This is a genomic window from Roseobacter sp. YIN89, from assembly GCF_057219365.1.
This window is the reverse complement of sequence record NZ_JBXVVD010000003.1, coordinates 711,889-737,149: the sequence shown is the minus strand read 5'-3', so window position 1 is coordinate 737,149 and position 25,261 is coordinate 711,889. Positions and strand designations below refer to the sequence as shown.

The following is a 25,261-nucleotide window of genomic DNA, read 5'->3' as shown; positions in this document are numbered from 1 at the left end:
GGTACTGAAACAACCGGCACCCAACCTATTCATTGTTCAGAACTCTGGGCGAGACGGACGTTTAAAACCCAAGCATTCCTTCGTATATGACATATGCGGGTGTCCAGATCTGGTGCCTCAACTTTTGGCTGAAGGTATGAGACTCTCGCACGTCAAAGCAAATGTATTCCATATCCACGCGTAGATGAAGTGGAAGATCGGATTGTACATAGTCAAACCGATGGTTAGGATATCCAAATTGACTGCTGCTTCGTATCATATAGTTTACGCGGGGCTCTGTAGCTTCCATCAGTATTTGGTCAGTATCGGGGTTCCTAAGCAAGACACGTTTGACCGTGAGTGTGCACTTCTCAGACAACGAGATCTTACTAAAGTCAAAATTTAGAAGAAGGTAGGTCCTAGGTCCGCCTTCTTCGTAGGGAGGACTGTTGGTAGGCACACCGTACATACTGCCCCAGCCAAATTTTTGTGTATTTGTAACAAGTCCGCTCGTTTGGTAGGGGAAGAATATGATCATAAGAGGTACAACAATACCTCTTAGATAACCATACTGAATCACCGCAAAGATGAGTGCCAACCAAGTGATCACTAACAAGAATCCAAAATTCAATTTCTTCCTTTCAACGACCAACCAGATTTCTTCAGAAAGGGGTGTCACAACTTGTCAGAAATAGCCAACCGTATTCGCATGTTTATTTAGCGGCCGTCTTATGCATTTGACCGAAACGCGTGCCTTGCAGCGAACGGCCGATTAGTCCGCGTTGCGGTCATAGACGAATTTTTGACGAGCGTCTGCTATCGCCCGAACCGGTCATTGACAGCAGAAAGTTTGGCTTTTCGCGACCGAACGACCGCTGAGCGGCGCTTAGCCGTCATCTGATAAAAACAGTCGGAGGACTGCTTCGAGCCCAGAGCGAACACTTTGTCCGTGTCTTCAAGACGGGACTTATCCTGTTTCGCCTTCGAGACTTGCGAAGCTTGTCATGTAGACTTTTGCATCTTTGGTACCAACAACACGACTGACGTGACCCTTGCCGGAAATGTCGGTGCTCCGCCAAACCTCGCCGGGTGAGAAACATCGAACTTCTCCGCTGCCCACTTCAATTTCAATGTTACCTTGGAGCAGTATAGTGAAACCATCACCCGGAGAGTTGTGCCAACCGCTATTCCAACCCGCAGGAACCGACACAAATCCAGCCATCGCTTGCCGAAAACTGGATGTCGAAACGGGGTTTCCTTTTGCGGCTAGTTCGCTGGAAGCGAAAGAAACCTCCGCATCTCGAAAATGCGAAACTCCACGCGGATCGGCATAAATTTCAACATAGATCAATTTGGATGGTCCACTTCGGTGAAGCGTTTCTCAGCGCGGTGGCGGCTGCGTTCCCAGAACAGGTTTTTTGCCCAGTAATCCTGTATGGACCTTAGGTCTGTGTCAACGACGGCTAAGTCCCGCACAGCGGAAGTAGGCCGATTTTCCGCCAGCGTCCGCTTTTGACGTTAGCAGTCGTTCAAATCCGAAGAAACCAATCCACAACACGATTAAGCGAAGAACAGCATTCCGTCAAATTCCTACTAATTCCAGAGCCACATGGGGGATATGCTGGGGGATTTAAAATTAGTGAATGTAATAAAATTAATATATTACAATAATTTACGTAGCGTCAATGGCGGACCCTAGAGGATTCGAACCTCTGGCCTCTGCCTTCGGAGGGCAGCGCTCTATCCAGCTGAGCTAAGGGTCCGCTATTGCGCGGTATAGACTGCGGTTTTCACCGCTGCAATTACAAATTGGGCCCGCTTAAGCAAAGAGATCGTGTGCAAGCTCCAGCGCGTCCACCAGCACATCAACCTCGTGGGTCGTGTTATAAAGCCCGAAGGATGCGCGGCACGTGGCGCTCAGGCCCATATGTTCCATCAGTGGTCCGACGCAGTGTTGCCCGGCCCGCACCGCCACGCCCTTTTTATCAAGGATCGTCGAGATATCATGCGCGTGGCCCGCGCCGTCCAGTGTAAAGCTGAAGATGGCCCCCTTGTCGGGTGTCGTGCCCTGAAGCTGAAGCCAGTTCAACCCGCCGAGACGCTCCACCGTGTAGTCGCGCAGGCTGTTTTCGTGGGCGGCGATGTTCTCCATCCCGAGGCCCATCATATACTCCAGCGCCACGCCAAAGCCGATAGTCTGCACAATGCCTGGCGTGCCTGCCTCGAATTTCATCGGTGCGTCGTTGTAAATCACCGCGTCCTTGGTGACTTCCTTGATCATGTCGCCGCCCCCGATAAAGGGACGCATTTCTGCGTAGCGGTCCGCCTTCACATAGATCGCGCCCGATCCGGACGGACCATAAAGCTTGTGGCCCGTGATCGCGTAAAAGTCACAGCCAATGTCCTGCACATCAACGGGCTGATGCACAGCCGCCTGACTGCCATCGACAAGCACCGGCACACCACGCGCATGCGCCCCTGCCGTGATGGCTTTTACATCGACCCGCGTGCCCAGCACATTGGACAAATGGGTCACGGCGATCAGCTTGGTCTTTGGCGTAATAGCGTCGATCACCGCTTGAGGGTCGAGCGCCCCGGTGCTGTCCACATCAACCCATTTCAACACCACGCCCTGCCGCTCGCGCAAGAAATGCCAAGGCACGATATTCGCGTGGTGCTCCATAACGCTGAGGATAATCTCGTCGCCCGCTTCAAGCCGTGGCATCGCCCACGAATAGGCCACCATGTTGATGCCTTCCGTCGTGCCCGAGTTCAGCACGATTTCGTCTTCCGAGGCTGCATTGAGAAACCGCGCGATCACCGCGCGCACGCTCTCGTATTTCTCGGTGGCCAGATTAGAAAGATAGTGCAAGCCCCTGTGAACATTCGCATATTCATTGCTGTACACGTTAGTGATCGCATCAATGACCACTTGCGGCTTTTGCGCGGATGCGCCGTTATCGAGGTAAACCAGCGGCTTGCCGTTCACTTCCCGGCTCAGGATCGGAAAGTCGCGGCGGATTTTTTCAACATCATACATTCGAAGGGACTCCGACGGCAGAAACGCCGATCAGTGAAAGCAAAAAGGACAGGCCGATCATAAAGGCCACAGCCCCCACGATCAGCACGAACACCGCACGCCACAGGCTGTCGAGTTGCAGACCGACGCTGATGAAGTTGATGAAGATCCACAAGGTCGCCACGAAAACAAAGAGCGACAAAAATCCACCAAGGACAGGCACCAGAAAGAGAGACGCCAGAATGAGGGCCTGCGCCGCTGTACGCAACACCTGCAGCCACAACAGCAGCGTCATGAAATCGTAAAGCTCGCCCCGGCCGCCCATCATGCGACCGGTCCAGAAGACGGCGAGAACCGTCGCAACAAAGCCGCCCACAGCGATGACCAGATAGATAAACGGGCTGGTGCCCAGCGATTGCAACGGGGCCGGCAGCGGCATCACGATATTGCCCAGCGAGAACAGGATCGTCACGATCACACCCACCAGAAAAATCGCTGTCCAAAGCGCCTCGCGCGGCAGCTTCCAACCCAGCACAATCTGCGCTGCAGCCTGCGGGTCACGCAATGTCAGCACCGCAAGATCGGGCAAGGAAAGGGGCTGCGTCATACCGGTTGCCTCTCGGCGGCGATCAGGCCGCCCACCCAAAACCACAAAAAAACTGCCAGCCAGACAAAAGCGATCACCTGCATTTCGATCCCCTGCCCGATGAAACCGGCCACAAGACCCCATAGCAACATCAACGGTGACGAGGCAAGCAGCGCCCAGAAAAGAGCCAGCCGCGCGCCATAAAATGTACCGCTGCCGCGAAAAACCTTTGCGATAAGGTGGCTGATCGCCGCAATGGTATAAAGCGCCAGTGGCGCGATGAAAATCCACGCCATGAGCGTGCCGCCCAACAGCATGTTGAGATCCTCACCGCTGATATGCGCCTGACGCGCCAGCCGCGGCAGTTGCGCGATGAACACCAGCAAACAGCCCGCCATCAGATAGGCAAGTGCCCTGTCTTCGCGCTGACCAAGCGCCAAAAGGCGCGTCATGACGCGCCCCGGCCCTTTGTATGTCGCCGTGATATTACGGGTGATCGCCATTAACCGCGGTGCCGCTCCAACCAGTCTGTCAGGCGGGCAATGATGCCGTCGCGCAGTGTTTCATCTTCGATCTCTTCCACTGCTTCGGCCAGAAACGCCAAAGTCAGCAGATCGGTGGCCTGCGCTTTGGGCACGCCGCGTGACCGCAGGTAGAACAGCGCGGTTTCATCGATCGCGCCAGAGGTGGAACCATGCGAGCACGCCACGTCGTCAGCGTAAATCTCAAGCTCCGGCTTGGCCAGAAACTGGCTGTCATCATCCAGCAGCAGCGACTGGCTGATCTGATAGCCATCGGTCTTTTGTGCGCCGGGTTGCACGAGGATCTTGCCCTGAAAAACGCCCGTCGCGCCATTGCGCAGGACCTTTTTGAAAACCTGACGGCTTTCGCAGTTCACAGCGTCGTGTGTGATGAAAACCGTATCGTCATGATGGAAATCACCATCGCCGACACAGGCACCGGCAACATGTGCGACAGCATCGTCGCCGGTCAGTTCGATCACGCATTCATTTCGCGTCAACACGCCATTGGCGGTCAGGGTAAAGCTCTTGAAAATGCTTTCTGCTCCCAGACGCGCAAATATATGCGTAGCGGCCCTGCGTTCGTGATCGCGCCCCTGCGCCCGAACATGGTGGAATACACCGGTATCGGCGATGTCCACTTCCATCACCTTGTTGAACCGCGCGGCGGCGGGGCCGTTTTCCAGCACGGTCAACGCGGCACCTGCATCCACTTTGATCGCGTGGTGCAGGATCGCATCCGATGTCTCGTCGCGGTGATGGTACTGCAGACTGATCGGCTTGCTGACCTTGCCAGTGGCATGGATCAGGACACCATCGGTCGCATAGGCCGTGTTCAGCGCGGCCAGCGGACGCGGCACCGGCACCTGCCCCTTGGCCTCAAGCGTACCATACAGATCGCGCGCCCAATGGATGTCAGCTTGCGCTGCCGCGAGCCGTTCGATGGTTACCCCTTCAAGGTCGAGATCATCCGAGGCATCAGCATCAAACACCCCATCGACGAACACGATATTGATGCAATCAACCTCACCAAAGATCGCGGCCTCGTCACTGTCAAAAACCGCCGCACGCGGGGCTCCGGGCTGGGTAAGCGTATCGGGGCGGGTGTACTTCCAGTACTCGTCGCGACGCTCGGGCAGTTGCATGGCGACAAGGCGGTCATAGGCCGCCTTGCGCGCAGGCTCCGACCAGCCGCCCTTAGGCAGGGTCAGACCGGCCAGCCGCGCCTCGGTTGTGGTCTGTTTTGCTGCTGCTTCTGCCATTATGCCACCTCGGCAAGGATGCCGGCATAGCCGTTGTTTTCGACTTCCAGTGCCAGTTCCGGGCCACCTGTCTTGACGATCTTGCCGTCCGCCATGATGTGCACCACGTCCGGTTTGATGTGGTCGAGCAAACGCTGGTAGTGCGTGATCACCAGAAAGCCGCGCCCTTCAGAACGCAGCGCGTTCACGCCTTCCGCCACCAGCTTCATCGCGTCCACATCAAGACCGGAATCCGTCTCGTCGAGGATGCACATCTTCGGCTCCAGCATCGCCATCTGCAGGATTTCATTGCGCTTTTTCTCGCCACCGGAGAAGCCGACATTTACGGGACGCTTGAGCATATCCGCGTCAATCTTCAACTCCTTGGCGCGTGCGCGCACCGCTTTGAGGAAATCGGCGGCCGACATCTCTTCTTCGCCACGGGCTTTGCGCTGTGCGTTCACGGCTGTGCGCAAAAAGGTCATGTTGCCGACACCGGGGATTTCCACCGGATACTGGAACGCCAGAAACAGGCCTGCGGCTGCGCGCTCTTCGGGTTCCATGTCCAGCACATCCTCACCTTCCAGATACGCGGACCCGTCTGTGACCTCATAGCCGTCCTTGCCGGACAGCACATAAGACAGCGTCGACTTGCCCGACCCGTTCGGCCCCATGATCGCGTGCACCTTGCCCGCTTCGATCTCCAGATCGACGCCTTTGAGGATCTGCTTGTCTTCTTCTTCCAGTTTTACAGCGAGGTTCTTGATGCTCAGCATGTCGTTTCCCTTTTTCGTGCCCGCCTCGGCGTCAGTATCAGAGGCGTTAATTTTTTGTTAAGTGTCCGTACGGTTATCTTGTATTATCAGAGGGTTACCCGTGGATAACCCTGTGGCTTTGTCCGCCGTCTCATGAGATCGTCACCGCCGTGCCGGAGACAGAGACCATCAGCATCGAATCTCCGATCACCTCATAGTCCAGATCAATGCCTACAACCGCATTGGCCCCGAGCCGTTGCGCGCGTTCTTCGACTTCGGCCATGGCCTCGGCGCGGGCGTCCTGCAGTTTGGATTCATATGCGCCAGAGCGTCCGCCGATCACATCGGTGACAGAGGCGAAAAAGTCGCGCACGATATTCGCGCCCATAATCGCCTCGCCCACAACGATGCCCTTGTAAGCCGTGATCTGGTGCCCTTCGATGGTGTTGGTCGTTGTCAGGATCATTGCATCGTTCCGTCTTTGTCTTTCACAGGGGCCAATCCGCGGTGGTCTGATGACATCAGCAGGAACACCCGGATCGCTGAAACCGTCAGCGCGCCGCCGATCGCGGCACCAAACATAAGGTCCGGCGCCAAAAACAGAGCAATCACCGCACCCAGCGCTGCACCAACCACAGCGGCAACCACCAGCGCACCCGCCACGCCAGACCGCGCAGGGGGCTCTTGCGGCGGCTGGTCTGGTCCCAGTTCCACATCGTTTTTATCCGGTTGAATGCCCAAGGCTTAGCCCACCGAACCTTCAAGCGATATCGCCACAAGCTGTTGCGCTTCCATCGCGAACTCCATCGGCAGCGCTTGCAGGACGTCCTTGCAGAAACCGTTCACCACAAGGGCCACAGCTTCTTCTTCGTCCATCCCGCGCGAGCGGCAGTAGAAAAGCTGGTCGTCGTCCACCTTGGAAGTGGTCGCCTCATGCTCCACGCGGCTCGAGTTATTCCTGACTTCGATATAAGGCACCGTATGCGCCCCGCATTTGTCACCGATCAGCAGGCTGTCGCACTGGGTGTAGTTGCGCGAGTTCTTGGCCTTGGGGTGCATGGAAACAAGCCCGCGGTACGTGTTCTGCGCCTTACCCGCCGAGATGCCTTTGGACACGATCCGGCTTTTGGTGTTCTTGCCCAAATGGATCATCTTGGTGCCTGTGTCGGCTTGCTGGTGATGGTTGGTAATCGCGATCGAGTAGAACTCGCCCTGCGTGTCATCACCGCGCAAAATGCAGCTGGGGTACTTCCATGTCACCGCCGAACCTGTCTCCACCTGCGTCCACATCACCTTGGCGCGGTCGCCGCGGCAATCGGCGCGTTTGGTCACAAAGTTATAGATGCCGCCCTTGCCGTTCTCATCACCGGGAAACCAGTTCTGCACGGTGGAGTATTTCACCTCTGCGTCTTCCTCGATGATAATCTCAACCACGGCTGCGTGCAGTTGCGCGATGTCGCGCTGCGGCGCGGTGCACCCTTCGAGATAAGAGACATACGACCCCTTGTCCGCAATGATCAGTGTACGCTCGAACTGACCGGTGTTTTCTGCGTTGATCCGGAAATACGTCGACAGCTCCATAGGGCACCGCACGCCCGGCGGCACGTAGACGAAAGACCCATCCGAAAAGACGGCCGAGTTCAGGGTGGCATAGTAGTTGTCGCTGACCGGAACGACCGACCCCAGGTACTTCTTGACCAGTTCAGGGTGCTCCTTGATCGCCTCGGAGATCGAGCAAAAGATCACGCCGGCCTTTTTCAACTCGTCCTGAAAGGTCGTGCCGACCGACACGGAATCAAAGACCGCATCCACCGCCACCTTGCGTGGCTCGTCACCCATCTCCTCGGCGCCTTCAACGCCTGCGAGGATCATCTGCTCTTTCAGCGGGATGCCCAGCTTGTTGTAGGTTTCCAAAAGCTTCGGATCGACGTCATCAAGCGACTTTGGCTTTTGCTCCATCGACTTGGGCCGCGCATAGTAATACTGGTCCTGAAAGTCGATCTCCGGGTAGTCGACCATTGCCCACTTTGGCTCTTCCTTTTGCAGCCAACGCTCATAGGCCGCCAGCCGCCACTCGGTCATCCACTCCGGCTCTTCGTTCTTTTCGGAAATCAGCCGTACGATATCGGGTGAAAGGCCCTTGGGCGCGTACTCCATCTCGATGTCGGTGGACCAGCCGTATTTGTACTTGCCGCCAACCTCACGCACCGCGTCGACAGTTTCCTGATCAACGCCATCCTTCACCTGAACTTCGTCGGTTACGGGGTGGTCAAGTGCTGCCATCGTCTTCCTCCAGATCTCACGCCGCACGGGCGCGGAATTTCTTTTCTTTCTCTAGCCAACGCTCGGCAAAACGCAGAACGTCGTCGGATGTGTTTTCAAGCCCAAGCGACACGCGGACCGCCGAGCTCGCCGTTTCCTCGTCGTACCCAAGAGCGCGCAACACAGTGCTGGCCCGTACCTTGCCGCTGGAGCAGGCCGAACCTGCGCTGATTGCAAAGCCGGCCAGATCCATCTGGATGACCTGCGCCTCGCCCTTCCAGCCCGGCGTCGCAAAACAGGACGTGTTTGGAAGCCGGTCCGCGTCTTTCCCGACAAAAATAGTTGTCTTTGCCTCGGCTGCAAGGGCGTTTTCTAGAATCTTTCTAAGTTCTGCGACTTTTGTCCAGCGCCCTGCATCGATGTCCGTTTTCGCCGCACGACATGCAGCGGCAAATCCGGCTATGCCAACGATATTTTCCGTGCCGGATCGCCGGCCCATTTCCTGGCCTCCGCCGGCGGCCAGCGCGGTGATATCCAGCCCCTGCCGTACGATCAACGCGCCAACACCTTTGGGTCCACCCAGCTTGTGCGCGGACAGGATGGCGAAATCAGCGCCGCTGGCGGCAAAATCGAAACCGATGCGCCCTGCTGCCTGGGTGATGTCCAACAGCAGCCAGTCCGCCAGCCGGGCGCCATAGCGCCACTTGCCCGCCTCGCGCGGCGGCAACGGGCTGATGATCCCGGTTTCCGAATTGGCCAACCCCATTGCGAGCGTGGCGCTTGCTTCGGGACCGTCCGTTGCACCGGCATGGACCAACAACGCGTCATGCGCCGTGGGGTCAACGTAAACACTATGTCCTGCAAGCCCGGTGCTCAGCACCCGTGCGGCCTCGGTCGCACCCGAGGTGAAAACCACTTCTGACGCAGCGGCCCCGACCAAGGCGGCAACATCGGCGCGCGCGGCTTCCAGCAATCCCTTGGCGGCGCGTCCTTCGGCATGGACCGACGAAGGGTTTCCAACAAGATCCAGTGCATCCACCATCGCCGCCCGCGCTTCAGGTCGCAGGGGCGTTGTCGCATTATGATCCAGATAAACGCGCTCTTTCATCTTGCCAAATAAACTCCCGCCGGAGGCTCCCGCCCCCTCAAGCTTCGTCCACCAGCTGGAACAATGTCGGCACCGCCGGACAAGGCGCCAGATCGTTTTCGATTACATCAGAAAGCCGCGTTTGATGCAGAAAGACATACACATGCGCGCTCAATCCTTCCCACAGCCGGTTGGTCAGGGATTGCGCGCGGCTCCCCGACGCCCCGCCGGAGGCCCCTGCCCCCTTGTGCATGGCGTTGACCGTCTCGTCGACCGCGGACAACACGTCCACCACCCTGATCTGTTCGGCCGGGCGCGCCAGCCTGTAACCGCCGCCGGGGCCGCGCACAGAGGTGACCAACTCGGCCCGGCGCAGCTTGACGAACAACTGTTCCAAATAGGGCAGCGATATCGATTGCCGTTCGGCAATATCCCCTAAAGTAACGAGATGCCCCTCGGGCTGCAGCGCGATATCGGCCAGCGCAACCATGGCATAGCGTCCCTTTGTCGATAGTTTCATGGGCCTAACCCTCTCTGAACAATGCCAATCGATTGACGCCGGACAGATAAATGCCTAAACGCAAAGCGCACCGCCGCGATAGCGCCCTGCACATATTAGAACCGTTCTAAGGTACCTGACTGATCTCGTCAAGAATAGTCGCGGGCCGAGGACACCAGCATAGGGACACTCATGCCTGAGGTCATTTTCCCCGGCCCTGAAGGTCGGCTCGAAGGTCGCTACCATCCTCAAAAAGAGCGCGACGCCCCGATCGCCATCATCCTGCATCCGCACCCGCAATTCGGCGGCACGATGAACCACGTCATTGTGCACCGTATGCACTACGCCTTTTACAACATGGGCTTTACTGTTTTGCGGTTCAATTTCCGCGGCGTGGGGCGCAGTCAGGGCGAATACGATCAGGGTATCGGCGAACTGTCCGACGCGGCCTCGGCACTGGATTACCTGCAATCGATGAACAACAACTCCAAGCATTGCTGGGTTGCCGGGTTCTCTTTTGGGGCGTGGATCGGGATGCAGTTGTTGATGCGGCGGCCGGAAATCACCGGTTTCATTTCGGTTGCGCCCCCGGCGAACATGTACGATTTTTCGTTTCTGGCGCCCTGCCCGGCCTCCGGTCTGATTATCAACGGTACGGCCGATCGCGTGGCACCGCCTGCCGATACCGAGGCGCTGGTCTCCAAGCTGCACGAGCAAAAGGGCATCACCATCACCCACGAGCAGGTTGAAGGTGCGGGTCACTTCTTTGAAGAGCCGCATATCAATACACTGATCGACACGACAACGGATTACGTCAAACGCCGCCTGACCGAAACATCGAGGTAAGCCATGAGAATTCTGGAGGATGCCGCCGACGCCTTGGCGCAGGAAAGCCTCAAGATCATCAACGCCACAGGTGACGACGCCTTTGTGCAACGCGTTGCAGATACCATCGGCGGGTCATCGCAAACGATGGAAGAAGCTTACCTCACGGCTGTCCGCGTGCGCCGTGCCGAGCAACGGGCTTGGGATATGATCAGGCAAATCAAAGAAGAGATGGCGCAAACCCTGCCGCCGCCTGATGACAGCGCGCAATGAGCGAACGTCTTGATGCTCAGATCCGTTTTCTGAGTGCGGCGGACGCGCTGAAATCTGTGAACCGTGCGTCGCGCCTGCACGACGACTCGCGGTTTGAAAACTCGGCCGAGCACAGCTGGCATGTGATGCTTTTCGCGCTTGTTCTGGCAGATCAGGCCGGACCCGAAGTTCAGATCGACCGCGTGCTGAAAATGTTGCTGCTGCATGACATCGTCGAAATAGATGCGGGCGACACGCCGATCCACGGAAAAGTTGATCACGCAGCGCAGGATGCGCTGGAGCAGCGCGCGGCGGACCGGTTGTTCGGCATGCTGCCCGACGATCAGCGCGACAGTTTTCGCGCGTTGTGGGACGAGTTCGAAGCCGCAGAGACGCCGGATGCTGTATTTGCAAAGTCTGTGGACAGAATGCAGACACCGATTGCAAATCTCGCCAATGGCGGCGGGTCATGGCGGAGTTACAACGTCACCTTCGAACAACTGGACCAGCGTGTCGGCGTGCCGGTTCGGCGCGGTGCGCCCGGTGTCTGGGCATGGTTGCAGCCCAAGCTGAACGCGTTTTTCGCCCGCTCCTGACGTCTGGTCTGCCCGAAATCTGCGCAGGCGTTGCGCGTGGCGCATAATCAGTATGCGATTGTATACAATTTTCTTTCCATGGTGCACCAGCTAAGCTACATCCAAGCCAAACGACTCGCCCAAGCTGGATCAGGAGCGCGCCATGACCAAGATAAAAGTCGAAAACCCGGTTGTTGAACTGGACGGTGACGAGATGACCCGCATCATGTGGGATTTTATCAAGAAAAAGCTGATACTGCCCTACCTCGACATTGATCTGAAGTATTACGATCTCGGCATGGAATCGCGCGATGCGACGGATGACCAGATCACCGTGGATGCAGCGATGGCCATCAAAGAGCACGGTGTCGGGGTGAAATGCGCCACAATTACGCCAGACGAGGCGCGGGTCGAGGAATTCGGCCTGAAAAAGATGTGGCGCTCTCCGAATGGTACGATCCGCAATATTCTTGGCGGCGTGATTTTCCGCCAGCCGATTATCTGCCGCAATGTCCCGCGGCTTGTGCCGGGCTGGACAAAACCCATCGTTGTCGGGCGCCACGCCTACGGCGATCAATACCGTGCGACGGACTTCAAGTTTCCCGGCAAAGGCAAGTTGACGCTGAAATTCGTGGGCGAGGATGGCGAAGAGATCGAGCGCGAGGTTTTTGATGCGCCCGACAGCGGCGTCGTGATGGCGATGTATAACCTCGACAAGTCAATTCTCGATTTTGCGCGCGCGTCGTTCAATTACGGTCTGAGCCTCAAATGGCCGGTCTACCTGTCGACCAAGAACACGATACTGAAGCAATACGACGGCCGCTTTCTGGAATTGTTTCAGAAGGTGTATGAAGAGGAATTCGCGGACAAGTTCAAGGAGGCCGGTATCTGGTACGAGCACCGGCTGATCGACGACATGGTTGCATCGGCCATGAAATGGTCCGGTGGCTATGTCTGGGCGTGCAAGAACTACGACGGCGATGTGCAGTCGGATACGGTGGCCCAGGGGTTCGGGTCTTTGGGCCTGATGGCCTCGGTATTGATGACGCCGGACGGCAAGATCGTCGAATCCGAAGCCGCGCACGGCACGGTGACACGCCACTACCGCCAGCACCAAAAGGGTGAAAGCACCTCGACCAATTCGATTGCCTCAATCTATGCCTGGACGGGTGGCCTGAAACACCGCGCCAAGCTGGACGAGAACGCCGCTTTGATGAATTTCGCCGAGACACTGGAACGTGTCGTGGTCGAAACGGTCGAATCCGGTTTCATGACCAAGGATCTTGCCCTTTTGGTGGGCCCCGATCAGGGCTGGCTGACGACGATGGGCTTTCTGGAAAAACTGGACGAAAACCTCAACAAGGCGCTTTCCGGCTGATCCGCGAAAAGCCATTGGCGAGCAGCCGGCGGCGATAGCTTGCCGTTGGTCGTTCCCATTTGTGCAGCGGCAAGGCAAACAAACTGAACAATGCTGCAAGAAACGGGGCTGCTACGGGGGATACCGGCACCTGATGTACGGGTGAGTTTTCCGAGGCTGTCGGGGGCAGTACCGGACGTCGCGCAGGTGTTCGGTCAAAAGGCAGCAGCGCGGTCAGGTCCGGTTTCCCCTTTTTTGCTTTCTTGGGCTTCGTGCGTCCTTTTCCGGCGATTTTGTGGATCATCTCGCCCAGATCACCCTTTGTCACAAAGGGCGTGTGTGGCGTCATGCGCAGGCTTTTGGCGGGCGACGGTTGCGCGATGCGGTCGTAATCAAAGACAGTCGCGCCGAGCATTCGCGGTTCTGGGTCCGAAGGGACAAGCGAGGCGGCGGGGGCAAATGAGGGAACCAACAAAAAGCACAAGACAAAAATGGGGCGCATGGCGGCACATCTCCTAACCGGTTACTCCCACGTCCCGGAAAGGAGGATTGCGCCCACTCGATTGACAAAGTGTTAAAAAATGTACCGCTTGTGTCGAATTTTCTGAAAATTTCAGACTGTGCCTAAAGGTTATCCTGCGTGCCGGTTGTGCATCCGGTGATGCAGGCGGTCGATCATGCGGCTGGCTGTTTTTTCAAACAGGCAGGGGAAGAATGCATGGATCAAAGCCGCGCCTGCGGCGACCGCGAGGGTCCCGGCAAATCCGAGCGCAAAACGCATGTGTTGAAAAAACGTCTCATCGACGGTGGCGGGATGTTCGAGAAAAACGCGATGTAGCATGACACTCTCCTTTTGCTTGAACAAAAGATAGACCGTCTGCTGTGGGAAGTTATCTCAATGATTGCAGTAAACCCGTTGCAAATGGGATAACATCTCGGGTAATGTTAAATTATGGAAAAAATGGACGAATTTGACAGGCGCTTGCTGGATGTTTTGCAGCGCGACGCCGCCGCCCCCCTCGACCGGATCGGCGAAGAAGTAGGTTTGAGTCGAAACGCCTGCTGGCGGAGAATCAAGGCCTTGGAGGCATCCGGTGTGATTACCGGACGGACGACGCTTTTGGATGCGGACAAACTGGGGCTGGGTCTGATGGTATTCATCATGGTGCGGACAAGTGAGCATTCCGCCGACTGGCTGGAGCAATTTCGCAACGCGACGCGCGCCATGCCTCAGGTCCTTGGTGTTTACCGGATGACCGGTGATCTCGACTACTTGATCCGGGCACGGGTGGCCGATATGGCGGATTACGATACTCTTTATCAAAACCTGATCCGGCGCGTGCCCCTGTCTGACGTTTCTGCAAGCTTTGTCATGGAACATATAAAAGAGACGCATCGCTTACCGGTCTGAGCCAGAAAGTCATGCCATGCCACCGCACTACCTTTATTTGTTCTTTGCCGTGTTGGCTGAAACGATCGGGACGACCGCGCTGCAGGCCAGTGCTCAGTTCACGCGGTTCTGGCCGTCAGTTCTGGTTGTTGTGGCGTATGGTCTTTCTTTCTTTCTTTTGTCCCACACGCTGAAATTCATGCCGGTGGGTATTGTCTATGCGCTGTGGTCCGGCTTGGGCATCATATTTATCGCCGTGATCGGCTTTGTGGTATTTGGCCAGAAACTGGACCTTGCGGCACTGGTCGGCCTTGGGCTGATCATTGCCGGCATTCTGGTGATTAATCTTTTGTCGAACAGCACCCAGCACTAACCATGGTGCCGCATCGCGGCGATTAACGCTGGCCTTTGGTTCGGTTGCACGGTATGCGCGCGGCAACGCCTGCATCAGGGCAACCCTATACCTATCGAGGCTACAGCATGGACCTGCGCAACATCGCTATTATCGCTCACGTTGACCACGGCAAGACGACGTTGGTCGACGAACTCTTGAAGCAATCAGGCACGTATCGTGAGAACCAGGCCACCACGGAACGGGCCATGGACAGCAACGATCTGGAACGTGAGCGCGGCATCACAATTCTGGCCAAGGCGACATCTGTCGAGTGGAAAGGCACGCGGATCAACATCGTCGACACCCCGGGCCACGCTGATTTCGGCGGCGAGGTCGAGCGTATTCTGTCGATGGTGGACGGTGTCGTACTGCTGGTGGATGCCGCCGAAGGGCCGATGCCGCAGACGAAATTCGTGACGTCGAAGGCGCTGGCGCTGGGGCTGCGACCCATCGTGGTTTTGAACAAGGTCGACAAGCCGGATGCAGAGCCGGACCGTGCCCTTGACGAATGCTTTGATCTGTTTGCCAATCTTGGGGCTGATGACGATCAGCTGGATTTTCCCGCGATGTATGCCTCGGGGCGCTCGGGTTGGGCGGACATGGAGCTTGACGGGCCACGCGCAGATTTGTCGGCGTTGTTCGATCTGATCGTGGATCACGTTCCGGCCCCGGCGCAATTGAGCCGCCGCGACGAACCATTTCGCATGCTGGCAACCACGCTAGGCGCGGATCCTTTCATAGGGCGCATTCTGACGGGCCGCGTGGAATCGGGCACGCTGAAGGCTGGCGAGACCGTCAAAGCGCTGAGCCGTGATGGTGCATTGGTCGAGAATTTTCGCGTCACCAAAGTGTTGGCGTTTCGCGGGCTGACGCAACAGCCGATTGATCTGGCCGAAGCAGGCGACATCGTCAGCCTTGCGGGGATGTCGAAGGCCACCGTCGCAGACAGTATTGTTGCCCCGCAGGTTACCGAGGCCCTGCCCGCGCAGCCAATCGACCCGCCGACCATTACGGTTACTTTCGGGATCAATGACAGCCCGCTGGCCGGGCGCGACGGCAAGAAGGTGCAAAGCCGGGTGATCCGGGAGCGGCTTATGAAAGAAGCTGAAAGCAACGTCGCCATCAAGATCAGCGACACGCCGGGCGGGGAAGCCTTTGAAGTGGCTGGCCGTGGCGAATTGCAGATGGGCGTGCTGATCGAAAACATGCGTCGGGAAGGGTTTGAGTTGTCGATTTCGCGCCCGCAGGTGCTGTTTCGTGACATAGATGGCGTGCGGCACGAACCGATCGAAGAAGCCACGATTGATGTGGATGACGAGTATTCCGGCGCCGTTATCGAAAAGATCACCGGGGCGCGGCGTGGCGAACTTGTCGAGATGAAGCCTGCCGGAGCGGGCAAGACACGGATTGTGGCCCATGTGCCGTCGCGTGGCCTGATCGGCTATCATGGCGAGTTTCTTACCGACACGCGGGGCACCGGCGTGCTGAACCGCGTTTTCCACGGCTGGGCGCCCCATAAGGGCGCAATACCAGGACGCCGCGCGGGTGTACTGATCTCGATGGAGAACGGAACGTCGGTGGCCTATGCGCTGTGGAACCTTGAAGAGCGTGGAAAGATGATGATCGGCGCGCAGGCTGATGTGTACACCGGCATGATTATCGGTGAGCACAGCCGGGAAAACGATCTGGAGGTCAATCCGCTGAAGGGCAAAAAGCTGACGAACGTACGCGCGTCGGGAACAGATGAAGCGGTGCGTCTGACAACGCCCATGACGCTGAGCCTTGAAGAGGCGATTGCCTATATCGACGACGATGAACTCGTTGAAGTGACGCCGAATGCGATCCGGTTGCGCAAGCGCTATCTCGATCCACATGAACGCAAGCGAATGGCACGGGCCAGCTGACGTCACACCGGGGGCGCGCCCCCGGACCTATCATGTTTCGAGGCCCAAAAAGCCGGTTATTCTGAAGTTTCGATGATCATCAACTCACGCTCGGACGCATCCCGCGCGTGGTTCAGGGCCTGTTGGTAGGCATCAGACCGGTAGCAGCTTTCGGCTGATTCCAGATCAGGAAACCGCGCGACGACATTGCGCGGGCGGGCTTGGCCTTCGAGTTGGACAAAGCGCGCACCGCGGGCGATGAAATGACCGCCGTGTGCTGCAATCGCTTCGGTGGCCAATTCGGCGTATTTTGCGTAGGCTTCGTCATCCGTGACGGTGACATGTGCAATCCAGAGTGCGCCCATGGCTTATCCTTTCAACAGTGTTTCAACAGCAGCGATCGCGGCGTCCGCCTTGGAGGGGTCTTTGGCGCCGCCTTGCGCCATGTCCGGGCGCCCGCCCCCACCTTTGCCGCCAAGTTCGGCCACGGCAGTGCGCACCATGTCCACGGCCGAGACCTTTTCCGTCAGATCGGCGGTCACGCCGGCTGCAACGGCCGCCTTGCCGTCTACATCGGCGATCAGCAGCACGGTGCCGGAGCCGATTTTCTCTTTGAACTGGTCAACCAGGGCGGGCAGGTCTTTGCCCGTGACACCGGTCAGCGACTGGGCCAGAAACGCGACGCCGTTGACATCACGCGGCGATGTTTCGGACGTGGCACCCCCGCCGCCGCCGCCTGCCATGGCAAGTTCACGACGCAGTTGTGCGACCTCGTTGGACAGCGCGCGGCGCTCGTCGATCAGGCTGCGTACCCGCGACGGAACATCCGCCGGTTGCGCCTTGAGTTCCAGCGCCACTTCGGCGAGGCGGTGATCCTGATTGCGCAGATATTCCATGGCCGCGGCACCTGTCAGCGCCTCGATCCGGCGGACGCCGGCGCTGGAGGCGCTGTCGCCAAGCGTGACGAAAGCCCCGATGTCGCCGGTCTGGCGCACATGAGTACCACCGCAGAGTTCGAGCGAATACGTATCGCCAGACTGCCCTTTGCCGGAGCCTGCCTTGGTCCCCATGGACACAACGCGGACTTCTTCACCATATTTTTCACCAAACAACGCCTGTGCCCCCATGGCGCGTGCGTCGTCTGGGGTCATGATACGGGTTTCGACCGTGCTGTTTTGCCGGATGTAATCGTTCACATCGCGCTCGACGCGGGCGAGTTCATCGAGGCTGAGCGCCTGCGTATGGCTGAAGTCAAACCGCAACCTGTCACTGGCATTGAGCGACCCGCGCTGAGCCACATGATCGCCAAGCGCCTCGCGCAGTGCTTCATGCAGCAGGTGTGTGGCAGAGTGGTTGGCGCGAATGGCTGTGCGCCGGTCGTGATCCACGTTGAGCACCACAGCATCACCAGCGGTCAGCGTGCCGGAGGTGACCTTTGCAATATGAACAAAAACACCTGCGGTCTTGCGGCAATCGGTAATTTCGGCGGTGCCTTCTGGCCCCTCGATCGTGCCGGTGTCACCGACCTGTCCGCCGCTTTCCGCATAAAACGGCGTCTGGTTCAGGGCGATCTGGACTTCCTGTCCGGCAGTGGCGGATTGTATCTCTGCTCCGCCTTGGATCAACGCCACGATCTGGCCTTCTGCTGTCTCGGTATCGTATCCGAGAAAATCCGTGGTTCCCTTGGCGTCCGCCACATCGAACCAAATGGTCGCGTCTGCCGCCTCGCCCGAGCCGGACCACGCAGCGCGGGCCTTGGCTTTTTGCTCGGCCATGGCAGCATCAAACCCGTCGGTGTCGACCTCGCGCCCTTTCTCGCGCAGCGCGTCTTGCGTGAGGTCGAGGGGAAAGCCATAGGTGTCGTACAGCTTGAAAGCTGCCGCGCCGGGCAGGTTCTCACCCTCTGGCAGTCCGGCCAATTCGTCATCAAGCAGTTTCAGTCCGCGATCCAGCGTTTGCTTGAAGCGGGTTTCCTCTTGCAAAAGGGTCTGCTCGATCATCGCTTGCGCCTGACCAAGCTCCGGATAAGCCGCACCCATCTGGCGAACGAGCGCTGGCACCAAACGGTGCATCAGCGGGTCTTTGGTGCCCAACAGATGCGCGTGGCGCATTGCGCGGCGCATGATCCGGCGCAAGACATATCCCCGGCCGTCGTTCGACGGGAGCACGCCGTCGGCCATCAAAAAGGATGTGGAGCGCAAATGGTCGGCGATGACCCTGTGATGGGTTTTGCCGGGGCCATCAGGATCTGTGCTTGTTGCGTCTGCCGAGGCTTCGATCAGGCTGCGCATCAGGTCGGTCGCATAGTTGTCATTGGTGCCCTGCAACAATGCCGCGACCCGTTCTATGCCCATGCCGGTGTCGATTGACTGTGCTGCCAGATCGCGGCGCGTACCATCCTCGAATTGCTCGTACTGCATGAACACGAGGTTCCAGATCTCGACGAACCGGTCGCCGTCCTCTTCCGGGCTGCCGGGAGGTCCACCCCAAATGTGCTCGCCGTGGTCGTAGAAAATCTCGGTACAGGGGCCACAGGGGCCCGTCGGGCCCATCATCCAGAAGTTGTCATTCGTTGCGATGCGGATGATGCGGTCTTCTGGGACGCCGACTTTCTTCCAGATTTCCGCAGCTTGGTCATCGGTGTGGTAGATGGTGACGTAAAGGCGGCTTTTGTCGATGCCCAGATCGACGGTAACCAGATTCCACGCAAAAGAGATGGCGTCGTCCTTGAAGTAGTCGCCAAAGCTGAAGTTGCCTAGCATTTCGAAAAATGTGTGGTGGCGCGCGGTGTATCCGACATTGTCCAGATCGTTGTGCTTGCCACCTGCGCGTACGCATTTCTGCGCCGTCGTCGCGCGCTTGTAGTCGCGTGTCTCTACGCCGGTGAACAGGTTTTTGAATTGGACCATACCGGAGTTTGCGAACATCAGCGTCGGGTCGTTGCGCGGTACCAGCGGGCTGGAGGCGACAACCTCGTGACCCTGCTTGGCAAAGTAGGACAAAAAGGTGGATCGTATGTCGTTCAGCGTCTGCATATTCGAAGCCTTCGCGGGGTCATTTGCGTTTGTGTTGGCATACCCCTGCCGGTGGCGGCTGTCCACAAGCTGAGCGTTGGAAAGCCACGAAAAAGGGGCTGGCATCGTGCCAGCCCCTTTGGGAAATACTGCTTTGAGCGTTTAGCCGGGCGACTTCACGCTTCGAGTATGTCGTCGTCTTCGATCTTTTCCTGTTCGGGCATGTCGAAATCAAGACCGTGCGCTGCGCGTATCTTGTCTTCGATCTCCAGCGCCATTTGCGTGTTTTCCCGCAAGAACGACTTGGCGTTTTCGCGCCCCTGACCGATCCGTTCGTCACCATAGCTGAACCACGAGCCCGACTTGTCGACCACGCCTGCTGCCACGCCGAGATCAAGCAACTCGCCCATTTTGGAGATGCCTTCGCCGTACATGATGTCGAATTCCACTTGCTTGAATGGAGCAGCGACCTTGTTCTTGACGACTTTGACGCGGGTATGGTTGCCCACGACCTCGTCGCGATCCTTTATCGAACCGATGCGCCGGATGTCCAGACGTACCGAGGAGTAGAACTTGAGCGCATTGCCGCCGGTCGTGGTTTCCGGCGATCCGAACATCACACCGATTTTCATCCGGATCTGGTTGATGAATATCACCATGCAGTTGGAACGCGAGATGGAACCGGTGAGTTTGCGCATGGCCTGGCTCATCAGGCGGGCCTGTACACCGACAGAACTGTCGCCCATGTCGCCTTCGAGCTCTGATTTTGGTGTCAGTGCGGCAACCGAATCGACAATGACCATGTTCACCGCGCCGGAGCGGACGAGCGTGTCAGTGATTTCCAGCGCCTGCTCGCCGGTATCCGGCTGGCTGATCAGCAACTCATCCAGATCAACGCCCAGCTTTTTGGCGTATGTCGGGTCAAGCGCGTGTTCGGCATCTACAAAAGCGCAAACTCCGCCGGCTTTCTGCTGCTCTGCCACACAATGCAGCGTAAGCGTTGTTTTACCTGAGCTTTCTGGCCCGTAAATCTCTACGATCCGGCCCATTGGCAGGCCACCGATACCCAATGCGATGTCCAGACCGAGCGAACCAGTCGAGCTTGCATTGATATCCTGAACCGCACCTTCGGCGCCCAGTTTCATGATGGAACCCTTGCCGAACTGGCGTTCGATCTGGGCGAGCGCTGAATCGAGCGCCTTTTGCTTGTCTGCTGACTTTTTGCTGTTCATGCTGAGTAGATCTGCCGTTGCCATTTCCGTTTCCTCTTTCTGTCACAGTTCGGTGCCAGCAGCAATCGTCGCGCTGTTCCGCTGTGCCTATGTTCTCATTACGTTCCTTATGAGGGCAAAACGAGAACATTTCAATCAAATTTTTGATAATCTATCTTTTTCGGAAACTGGTTAAGGAGTAGTTTAAGCGGAAAAGAAATGATCGGGGGGCCGGGTGATGCTGGTTTTTTTCAAGCAGCGTCTGGTATTGCTGGCCATGCCAAAAACCGGATCGACGGCATATCAGGCAGCCTTGGCGCCGTTGGCGGATATGGTGATCAGTGGTCCGCCGGACCTGAAACACGCGCCGCTGTACCGCTATAACCGGTTTATTCGCCCGATGTATGAAAAAGTCTGTGGCGCACAGATGGAGGTCGCCGCGGTTATGCGCGAGCCGATCAGTTGGCTTGGCAGTTGGTATCGCTATCGCGGCCGGCCCGCTTTGGCGGGGCATAGAAACAGTACAGCAGGGATCAGTTTTGACCAGTTCGTGGAGGCGTATTGTCAGGGAAAGCGGCCCGCTTACGCTCAGGTGGGCAGTCAGGACAAGTTTCTTGAACCGCAGCCTAACGGATGCAGGGTCGATCATTTGTTCGCTTATGAGGATCAGGCCGCGTTGCAGGCGTTTCTCGCAGCCCGTCTTGGCCCCCTGCCCGCATTAGGGCAACGGAATGTGTCACCGGAAAAACCGCTTGCACTTTCTGAACCGGTCGAGGCGAAACTGCGTCGCAAATGCGCGTCCAGCTTTGCCTTGTACGAGAGTATCCCAAAGAGCAGCGGGTCAGTGTAACTGTTGGTGCACGGTGTCCGTCAGGTCATTCAGCGAGAACGGCTTTGGCAGGAACACCGAATTTGGAATTTTCGTCTGCTCTTCGCCGAAACTGTCTTCGGCGTAGCCTGAGACAAATACAACGCGAACGTCCGGGCGGTCTTTCAGCGCCTTGCGCACCCAACTGGGACCGTCCATGCCGGGCATGACGACGTCAGTGACAAAGACGTCTACGGTCAACGATTTGTCTTCGAGCGTTTTGAGCGCAGCTTCGGCGGAGTCTGCTTCGAGCACGGTGTATCCGCGCAATCGCAACGCGCGGCTGGCAAAAGCGCGCACGGGTGCTTCGTCCTCGACCAGCAGGATGACGCCATCGCCGTGTTTCGCCAGTGTTTTGGCCGGCGCGTCCTTTGCCACCACGGCAACAACTTCTTTATGTTCCAGCACGGGGAAATACAGGGTAAAGCTGGTGCCGCTGCCGAGCTGGCTGTCGACAAATATGTACCCGCCTGTCTGCTTGACGATCCCGTAGGCAGTGGACAGGCCAAGACCCGTGCCTTCGCCTGTGCGCTTGGTGGTGAAAAACGGCTCAAATACCTTTTGCAACTTGTCTGGCGGAATTCCGACACCGCTATCAATGACTTGCACCGTCACATAATCTCCGGGCGGGACGGTCACGCGGTCGCGTGTCAACGGCTCTTTCAGGTGGGTGCATTCCGTCAGGATCCTGATTTCGCCACCATCTGGCATCGCGTCGCGGGCGTTTACCACGAGGTTCATCAGCACCTGTTCCAGCTGCCGTTTGTCGGCGCGGATCGGTTGCAGGATCGGATCGTGGTTCAGCGTCAGAGTTACTTTCTCGCCGACCAGCCGGTTGAGCAGATGTGTCAGATCCGCCAAGGTGTCACGCATATCCAGCGTTTCAGGTCGCAACGTCTGCTTGCGGGAAAATGCGAGCAACTGCCCTACCAGCGCGGCAGCGCGATTGGCGTTCTGGTTAATCTGCACGAGATCGCCGAAATCGGGGTCACCTTGATCATGGCGCAGTAACAACAGATCGCAATGGCCGGAGATTGCGGTCAAGAGATTGTTAAAGTCATGCGCAACGCCGCCCGCCAATTGGCCAATGGCTTGCATTTTCTGGCTTTGCACGAATTGCGCTTCGAGAGATTTCAGTTCGGTCGCATCATTTAAAACGGCGATCAGTGCCGGCTCTCCGGCCTCGCTGATTTTGTTCAGGCTGACCTGAACGAATATCTCTTTGTCTGTGCGTTTGAGGCGGAGAAACTCGCTGGGCTGCCCTTTTCGTCCGGCCAAGGTATCGGTCAGCCAGTCTCCGATAGACCGGCCGAGCCCTTCCATCAACTCCGAGAGATGCACAGCAGGTGACAGCGTCTCACCGATCAGCGAAAACGCCATGCGGTTGAAGGCCTGAACGGTGCCGTCCGGTGCGACCTTGAGCAGTGGTACGGGCAAATTCTGAAAGGCATTCCAGCTGTTCGCCGCCGCCGGGTCTGATCCGGGTGGTAAAAAGTAAAGCGCGCGGCGCCCCGCGCCTGCGTCCACCTCGCACACCAAGGCGCGTGTAGGGCCCTCGGCGCTTGCAATTGTGCAGACCGTTCCCGACACAACGGGTGTTTCTTCGACGATGCTATCAAGCGACTTGCGCTTTTCCCCCAATAATTTGCGCGCGGGTGCGTTCAGGTGCAGAACCACATCGGATCGACCAAGCAGGGCCATCGGCAGTGCCGGACCTTCGGCGTTGGGCGGGTCTGACCGGTTCGTATCAATCCGCCAAACATAGCCCACGCCGGAGACGCGATGCACGGACAGGCGCAGGTTGCCTTTGCGGGTGATGATATCTTCATGTGCGGCGCCTTCGACATCCGCACGGCTTTGCAGCCGGTAAACGATCCCGCCGGGGTTGGCCACTGTGGTATCCAGCGCACCCGGAACGGTTTCGATCTCACTGCCCGTAAAATGGCGGCGTCCGGCTGCATTAACTGACACGACCTCGCCCTCGGCTGTTGCAATCAGACACGGGATTGCATCTTTGGCAACGATGTCCGTCATTAGCGCAGCGGCCAGTCTTTTGTGCCGCTCTTGCGCCCAAACCAGCACATACATGCAGGCGATGAATGCCAGCAGTGCAGCAGCAGCGGCAAAAAAGATCGCGCCAAGACGCTCTTCGGGTGCGGCCAGCCCCACAATGCTGAGCGTGATCGAAACGAGCACCAAGCTGCCTAGACGCCCCCTCGCAGTCATGGCGAACATTGTAAGTTTGGATGGCTCCAGCGCTTCGTTCGACACTAAAAAAACCCCGTTTCGAATCACGATCTCATCAAAGCGCTTAATGAGTTAAACTCACCTTAACCAAGAAAGCATATTCTCGCTTTAGTGGAGTATGCGGGGAATTACTCCTGCGTCAAGTGTGCGGTAAAAAATCCATCTCCGTGTTCTGTCACGGCAAAACGGTGTGTCAGGCTGTTGCGCCAGCCACTGTGCCTGTCGAGGAATGCCGAAACGCGCGCCTCATTTTCCTGCGCAAACACCGAACAGGTGGCATAGACAAGAGTGCCACCCGGCGCCAGCAGAGCAGCGGCCTGATCCAGAATGGCGTCTTGGGTGGCTGCCAATTTCGACAGGCGCTCGGGCGTCAGCGTCCACTTGCCCTCGGGCGCGCGCCGCCACGCACCGCTGCCCGAGCATGGCGCGTCGCACAAAATGATGTCGAAGGGCGCTTTCTGCGCCATGGCCTTGGCCGAGAGCTGTTCGATCCGCGCCCCTGCTCGCCCTGCCCTTTCAGGCAGATCAGCCATACGTCTGGCATCCACATCATAGGCATAGACACGGCGTGCATTTTGAGCGGCGATGGCAAGCGATTTGCCGCCACCTCCGGCGCACATATCGAGGCAGCGTGCTCCCTCCGGGATCAGATCAACTACCGCCTGAGAGGCAGCGTCCTGAAGCTCTATGCGGCCGCTGAGATATGCGGCACTCTGACGGATACGCCTTGCGCCCGACGTCACGGTCAGAGCCGTTGGGCTGAGGGGGTTAACCGTGGCTGTAATGTCCTGATCGGTGAGTTCTTGTAATACTATCGCGCGGCTCGCCTTGGTGAGATTGACCCGAAGCGTGACAGGTGCGCGCGCTTGCAATGCCAGCGCTGTTCGTTCTGCGTCGGGTCCGAGCGCGTTTTCCAAAACCGGTAGCAACCAGTCGGGCAGGTTCCAGAGCACGGCCTTTGCGGGGGATGCCTGTGGTTTGTTCCGCTCTGCCTCTGTCAGTTTTGGCGGCGCGTGCCCTTCGCCTGTGAACAGAGCGTCGGGGTTGGTTCCGTGATGCCTGAGCAGGCCCAGCATCATTTCGCGCCCTGTGCTGCCCCCACCCAAAAAGGCCGCTGTACGCCGGATGCGGATGACATCAAACACGTGGTCGCGCACAGCAGCGCGGTCTTTTGAGCCGGCATAGCGGCTGGCCCGCGCCCACCGCGTCAGCGCCTGTTCCACCGCCGCGCCATCTGACACGGCGTCCAGAACCGAAATAGCTGCGGCAACGCGTGCGCCCGGTGTCATGAGACCC

The 25,261-nt window shown here is 57.9% G+C and carries 26 protein-coding genes and 1 tRNA gene; 8 read left to right on the top strand and 19 right to left on the bottom strand.

Annotated features, from left to right (window positions below; translation table 11 throughout):
* Window positions 1–946: 946 nt before the first annotated feature.
* The 12 genes from AC2D8V_RS15935 to iscR form a co-directional block, all read right to left on the bottom strand.
* Window positions 947–1,330 (bottom strand): cupin domain-containing protein, encoded by a 384-nt coding sequence (locus AC2D8V_RS15935; RefSeq protein WP_484734550.1) that lies wholly within the window; start codon window positions 1,328–1,330, stop codon window positions 947–949.
* A gap of 335 nt (window positions 1,331–1,665) precedes the next feature.
* Window positions 1,666–1,742 (bottom strand) — tRNA-Arg (locus AC2D8V_RS15930).
* Window positions 1,743–1,798: 56 nt separating this feature from the next.
* Complete coding sequence (locus AC2D8V_RS15925) at window positions 1,799–3,019, bottom strand: cysteine desulfurase (RefSeq protein WP_484734549.1); 1,221 nt, start codon at window positions 3,017–3,019, stop codon at window positions 1,799–1,801.
* On the bottom strand, window positions 3,012–3,605 hold the full coding sequence (locus AC2D8V_RS15920) for a YIP1 family protein (RefSeq protein ID WP_484734548.1): 594 nt from the start codon (window positions 3,603–3,605) through the stop codon (window positions 3,012–3,014). The genes AC2D8V_RS15925 and AC2D8V_RS15920 overlap by 8 nt, the downstream gene beginning before the upstream one ends.
* The gene (locus AC2D8V_RS15915; protein ID WP_484734547.1) at window positions 3,602–4,087 is read right to left on the bottom strand and encodes a YIP1 family protein; all 486 of its coding nucleotides are present in this window, start codon (window positions 4,085–4,087) and stop codon (window positions 3,602–3,604) included. Before AC2D8V_RS15915 ends, AC2D8V_RS15920 begins: the two co-directional genes overlap by 4 nt.
* The gene (locus AC2D8V_RS15910; protein ID WP_484734546.1) at window positions 4,087–5,367 is read right to left on the bottom strand and encodes a SufB/SufD family protein; all 1,281 of its coding nucleotides are present in this window, start codon (window positions 5,365–5,367) and stop codon (window positions 4,087–4,089) included. The genes AC2D8V_RS15915 and AC2D8V_RS15910 overlap by 1 nt, the downstream gene beginning before the upstream one ends.
* On the bottom strand, window positions 5,367–6,122 hold the full coding sequence (sufC, locus tag AC2D8V_RS15905) for a Fe-S cluster assembly ATPase SufC (protein ID WP_484734545.1): 756 nt from the start codon (window positions 6,120–6,122) through the stop codon (window positions 5,367–5,369). Before sufC ends, AC2D8V_RS15910 begins: the two co-directional genes overlap by 1 nt.
* 130 nt (window positions 6,123–6,252) lie before the next feature.
* Window positions 6,253–6,567 (bottom strand): YbjQ family protein, encoded by a 315-nt coding sequence (locus AC2D8V_RS15900; RefSeq protein ID WP_484734544.1) that lies wholly within the window; start codon window positions 6,565–6,567, stop codon window positions 6,253–6,255.
* Window positions 6,564–6,842: a hypothetical protein gene (locus AC2D8V_RS15895; RefSeq protein ID WP_484734543.1), complete on the bottom strand. Its 279-nt coding sequence runs from the start codon at window positions 6,840–6,842 to the stop codon at window positions 6,564–6,566. The genes AC2D8V_RS15900 and AC2D8V_RS15895 overlap by 4 nt, the downstream gene beginning before the upstream one ends.
* Window positions 6,843–6,845: 3 nt before the next feature.
* Window positions 6,846–8,384, bottom strand: coding sequence for a Fe-S cluster assembly protein SufB (gene sufB / locus AC2D8V_RS15890; protein ID WP_484734542.1), 1,539 nt, complete (start codon window positions 8,382–8,384; stop codon window positions 6,846–6,848).
* A 16-nt stretch (window positions 8,385–8,400) separates the two neighbouring features.
* Entirely contained in the window at window positions 8,401–9,471 is a 1,071-nt protein-coding gene (locus tag AC2D8V_RS15885; RefSeq protein ID WP_484734541.1) for a cysteine desulfurase family protein, read from the bottom strand.
* 37 nt (window positions 9,472–9,508) lie between these two features.
* Complete coding sequence (iscR, locus tag AC2D8V_RS15880; RefSeq protein ID WP_484734540.1) at window positions 9,509–9,970, bottom strand: Fe-S cluster assembly transcriptional regulator IscR; 462 nt, start codon at window positions 9,968–9,970, stop codon at window positions 9,509–9,511.
* A gap of 171 nt (window positions 9,971–10,141) precedes the next feature.
* On the opposite strand from iscR, the gene AC2D8V_RS15875 reads away from it, so the two are divergent.
* The 4 genes from AC2D8V_RS15875 (at window position 10,142) to AC2D8V_RS15860 (ending at window position 12,979) form a co-directional block, all read left to right on the top strand.
* The gene (locus AC2D8V_RS15875; protein ID WP_484734539.1) at window positions 10,142–10,795 is read left to right on the top strand and encodes an alpha/beta hydrolase; all 654 of its coding nucleotides are present in this window, start codon (window positions 10,142–10,144) and stop codon (window positions 10,793–10,795) included.
* A 3-nt stretch (window positions 10,796–10,798) separates the two neighbouring features.
* Window positions 10,799–11,047 (top strand): hypothetical protein, encoded by a 249-nt coding sequence (locus AC2D8V_RS15870; RefSeq protein WP_484734538.1) that lies wholly within the window; start codon window positions 10,799–10,801, stop codon window positions 11,045–11,047.
* Window positions 11,044–11,622, top strand: a complete 579-nt coding sequence (locus AC2D8V_RS15865) for an HD domain-containing protein (RefSeq protein ID WP_484734537.1) — start codon at window positions 11,044–11,046, stop codon at window positions 11,620–11,622. Before AC2D8V_RS15870 ends, AC2D8V_RS15865 begins: the two co-directional genes overlap by 4 nt.
* A 142-nt stretch (window positions 11,623–11,764) precedes the next feature.
* A complete protein-coding gene (locus tag AC2D8V_RS15860; protein WP_484734536.1) occupies window positions 11,765–12,979 on the top strand; it encodes an NADP-dependent isocitrate dehydrogenase in 1,215 nt (404 codons plus the stop codon).
* On the opposite strand, the gene AC2D8V_RS15855 is transcribed toward AC2D8V_RS15860, so the two are convergent.
* The gene (locus tag AC2D8V_RS15855) at window positions 12,957–13,460 is read right to left on the bottom strand and encodes a hypothetical protein (RefSeq protein WP_484734535.1); all 504 of its coding nucleotides are present in this window, start codon (window positions 13,458–13,460) and stop codon (window positions 12,957–12,959) included. The two genes, AC2D8V_RS15860 and AC2D8V_RS15855, sit on opposite strands and share 23 nt — an antisense overlap.
* A 129-nt stretch (window positions 13,461–13,589) precedes the next feature.
* Complete coding sequence (locus tag AC2D8V_RS15850) at window positions 13,590–13,799, bottom strand: DUF6356 family protein (protein WP_484734534.1); 210 nt, start codon at window positions 13,797–13,799, stop codon at window positions 13,590–13,592.
* Window positions 13,800–13,910: 111 nt separating this feature from the next.
* Between AC2D8V_RS15850 and AC2D8V_RS15845 the strand changes: the two genes are divergently transcribed.
* The 3 genes from AC2D8V_RS15845 to typA all read left to right on the top strand — a co-directional run bounded on the left by AC2D8V_RS15845 (window position 13,911) and on the right by typA (window position 16,646).
* Window positions 13,911–14,369, top strand: coding sequence for an Lrp/AsnC family transcriptional regulator (locus tag AC2D8V_RS15845; RefSeq protein WP_484734533.1), 459 nt, complete (start codon window positions 13,911–13,913; stop codon window positions 14,367–14,369).
* Between the two features lie 16 nt (window positions 14,370–14,385).
* The gene (locus AC2D8V_RS15840; RefSeq protein ID WP_484734532.1) at window positions 14,386–14,721 is read left to right on the top strand and encodes a DMT family transporter; all 336 of its coding nucleotides are present in this window, start codon (window positions 14,386–14,388) and stop codon (window positions 14,719–14,721) included.
* 107 nt (window positions 14,722–14,828) lie between these two features.
* Window positions 14,829–16,646, top strand: coding sequence for a translational GTPase TypA (gene typA / locus AC2D8V_RS15835; RefSeq protein WP_484734579.1), 1,818 nt, complete (start codon window positions 14,829–14,831; stop codon window positions 16,644–16,646).
* Window positions 16,647–16,702: 56 nt separating this feature from the next.
* On the opposite strand, the gene AC2D8V_RS15830 is transcribed toward typA, so the two are convergent.
* From AC2D8V_RS15830 to recA, 3 genes are all read right to left on the bottom strand, one after another.
* Window positions 16,703–16,990: a DUF1330 domain-containing protein gene (locus tag AC2D8V_RS15830; protein WP_484734531.1), complete on the bottom strand. Its 288-nt coding sequence runs from the start codon at window positions 16,988–16,990 to the stop codon at window positions 16,703–16,705.
* A 3-nt stretch (window positions 16,991–16,993) separates the two neighbouring features.
* Window positions 16,994–19,660 carry an alanine--tRNA ligase gene (gene alaS, locus AC2D8V_RS15825; protein ID WP_484734578.1) on the bottom strand — a complete coding sequence of 889 codons (2,667 nt, stop codon included), beginning with the start codon at window positions 19,658–19,660 and terminating at the stop codon, window positions 16,994–16,996.
* 155 nt (window positions 19,661–19,815) lie between these two features.
* Window positions 19,816–20,895 (bottom strand): recombinase RecA, encoded by a 1,080-nt coding sequence (gene recA / locus AC2D8V_RS15820; RefSeq protein ID WP_484734530.1) that lies wholly within the window; start codon window positions 20,893–20,895, stop codon window positions 19,816–19,818.
* A gap of 193 nt (window positions 20,896–21,088) precedes the next feature.
* Here recA and AC2D8V_RS15815 point away from each other — a divergent pair, with 193 nt between their 5' ends.
* Window positions 21,089–21,700, top strand: coding sequence for a gamma-glutamyl kinase (locus AC2D8V_RS15815; RefSeq protein WP_484734529.1), 612 nt, complete (start codon window positions 21,089–21,091; stop codon window positions 21,698–21,700).
* Here AC2D8V_RS15815 and AC2D8V_RS15810 read toward each other — a convergent pair.
* Both AC2D8V_RS15810 and AC2D8V_RS15805 read right to left on the bottom strand, forming a co-directional pair.
* Entirely contained in the window at window positions 21,692–23,953 is a 2,262-nt protein-coding gene (locus AC2D8V_RS15810; protein WP_484734577.1) for an ATP-binding protein, read from the bottom strand. The two genes, AC2D8V_RS15815 and AC2D8V_RS15810, sit on opposite strands and share 9 nt — an antisense overlap.
* Before the next feature lie 140 nt (window positions 23,954–24,093).
* Window positions 24,094–25,254: an RsmB/NOP family class I SAM-dependent RNA methyltransferase gene (locus tag AC2D8V_RS15805; RefSeq protein WP_484734528.1), complete on the bottom strand. Its 1,161-nt coding sequence runs from the start codon at window positions 25,252–25,254 to the stop codon at window positions 24,094–24,096.
* Between the last annotated feature and the right edge of the window lie 7 nt (window positions 25,255–25,261).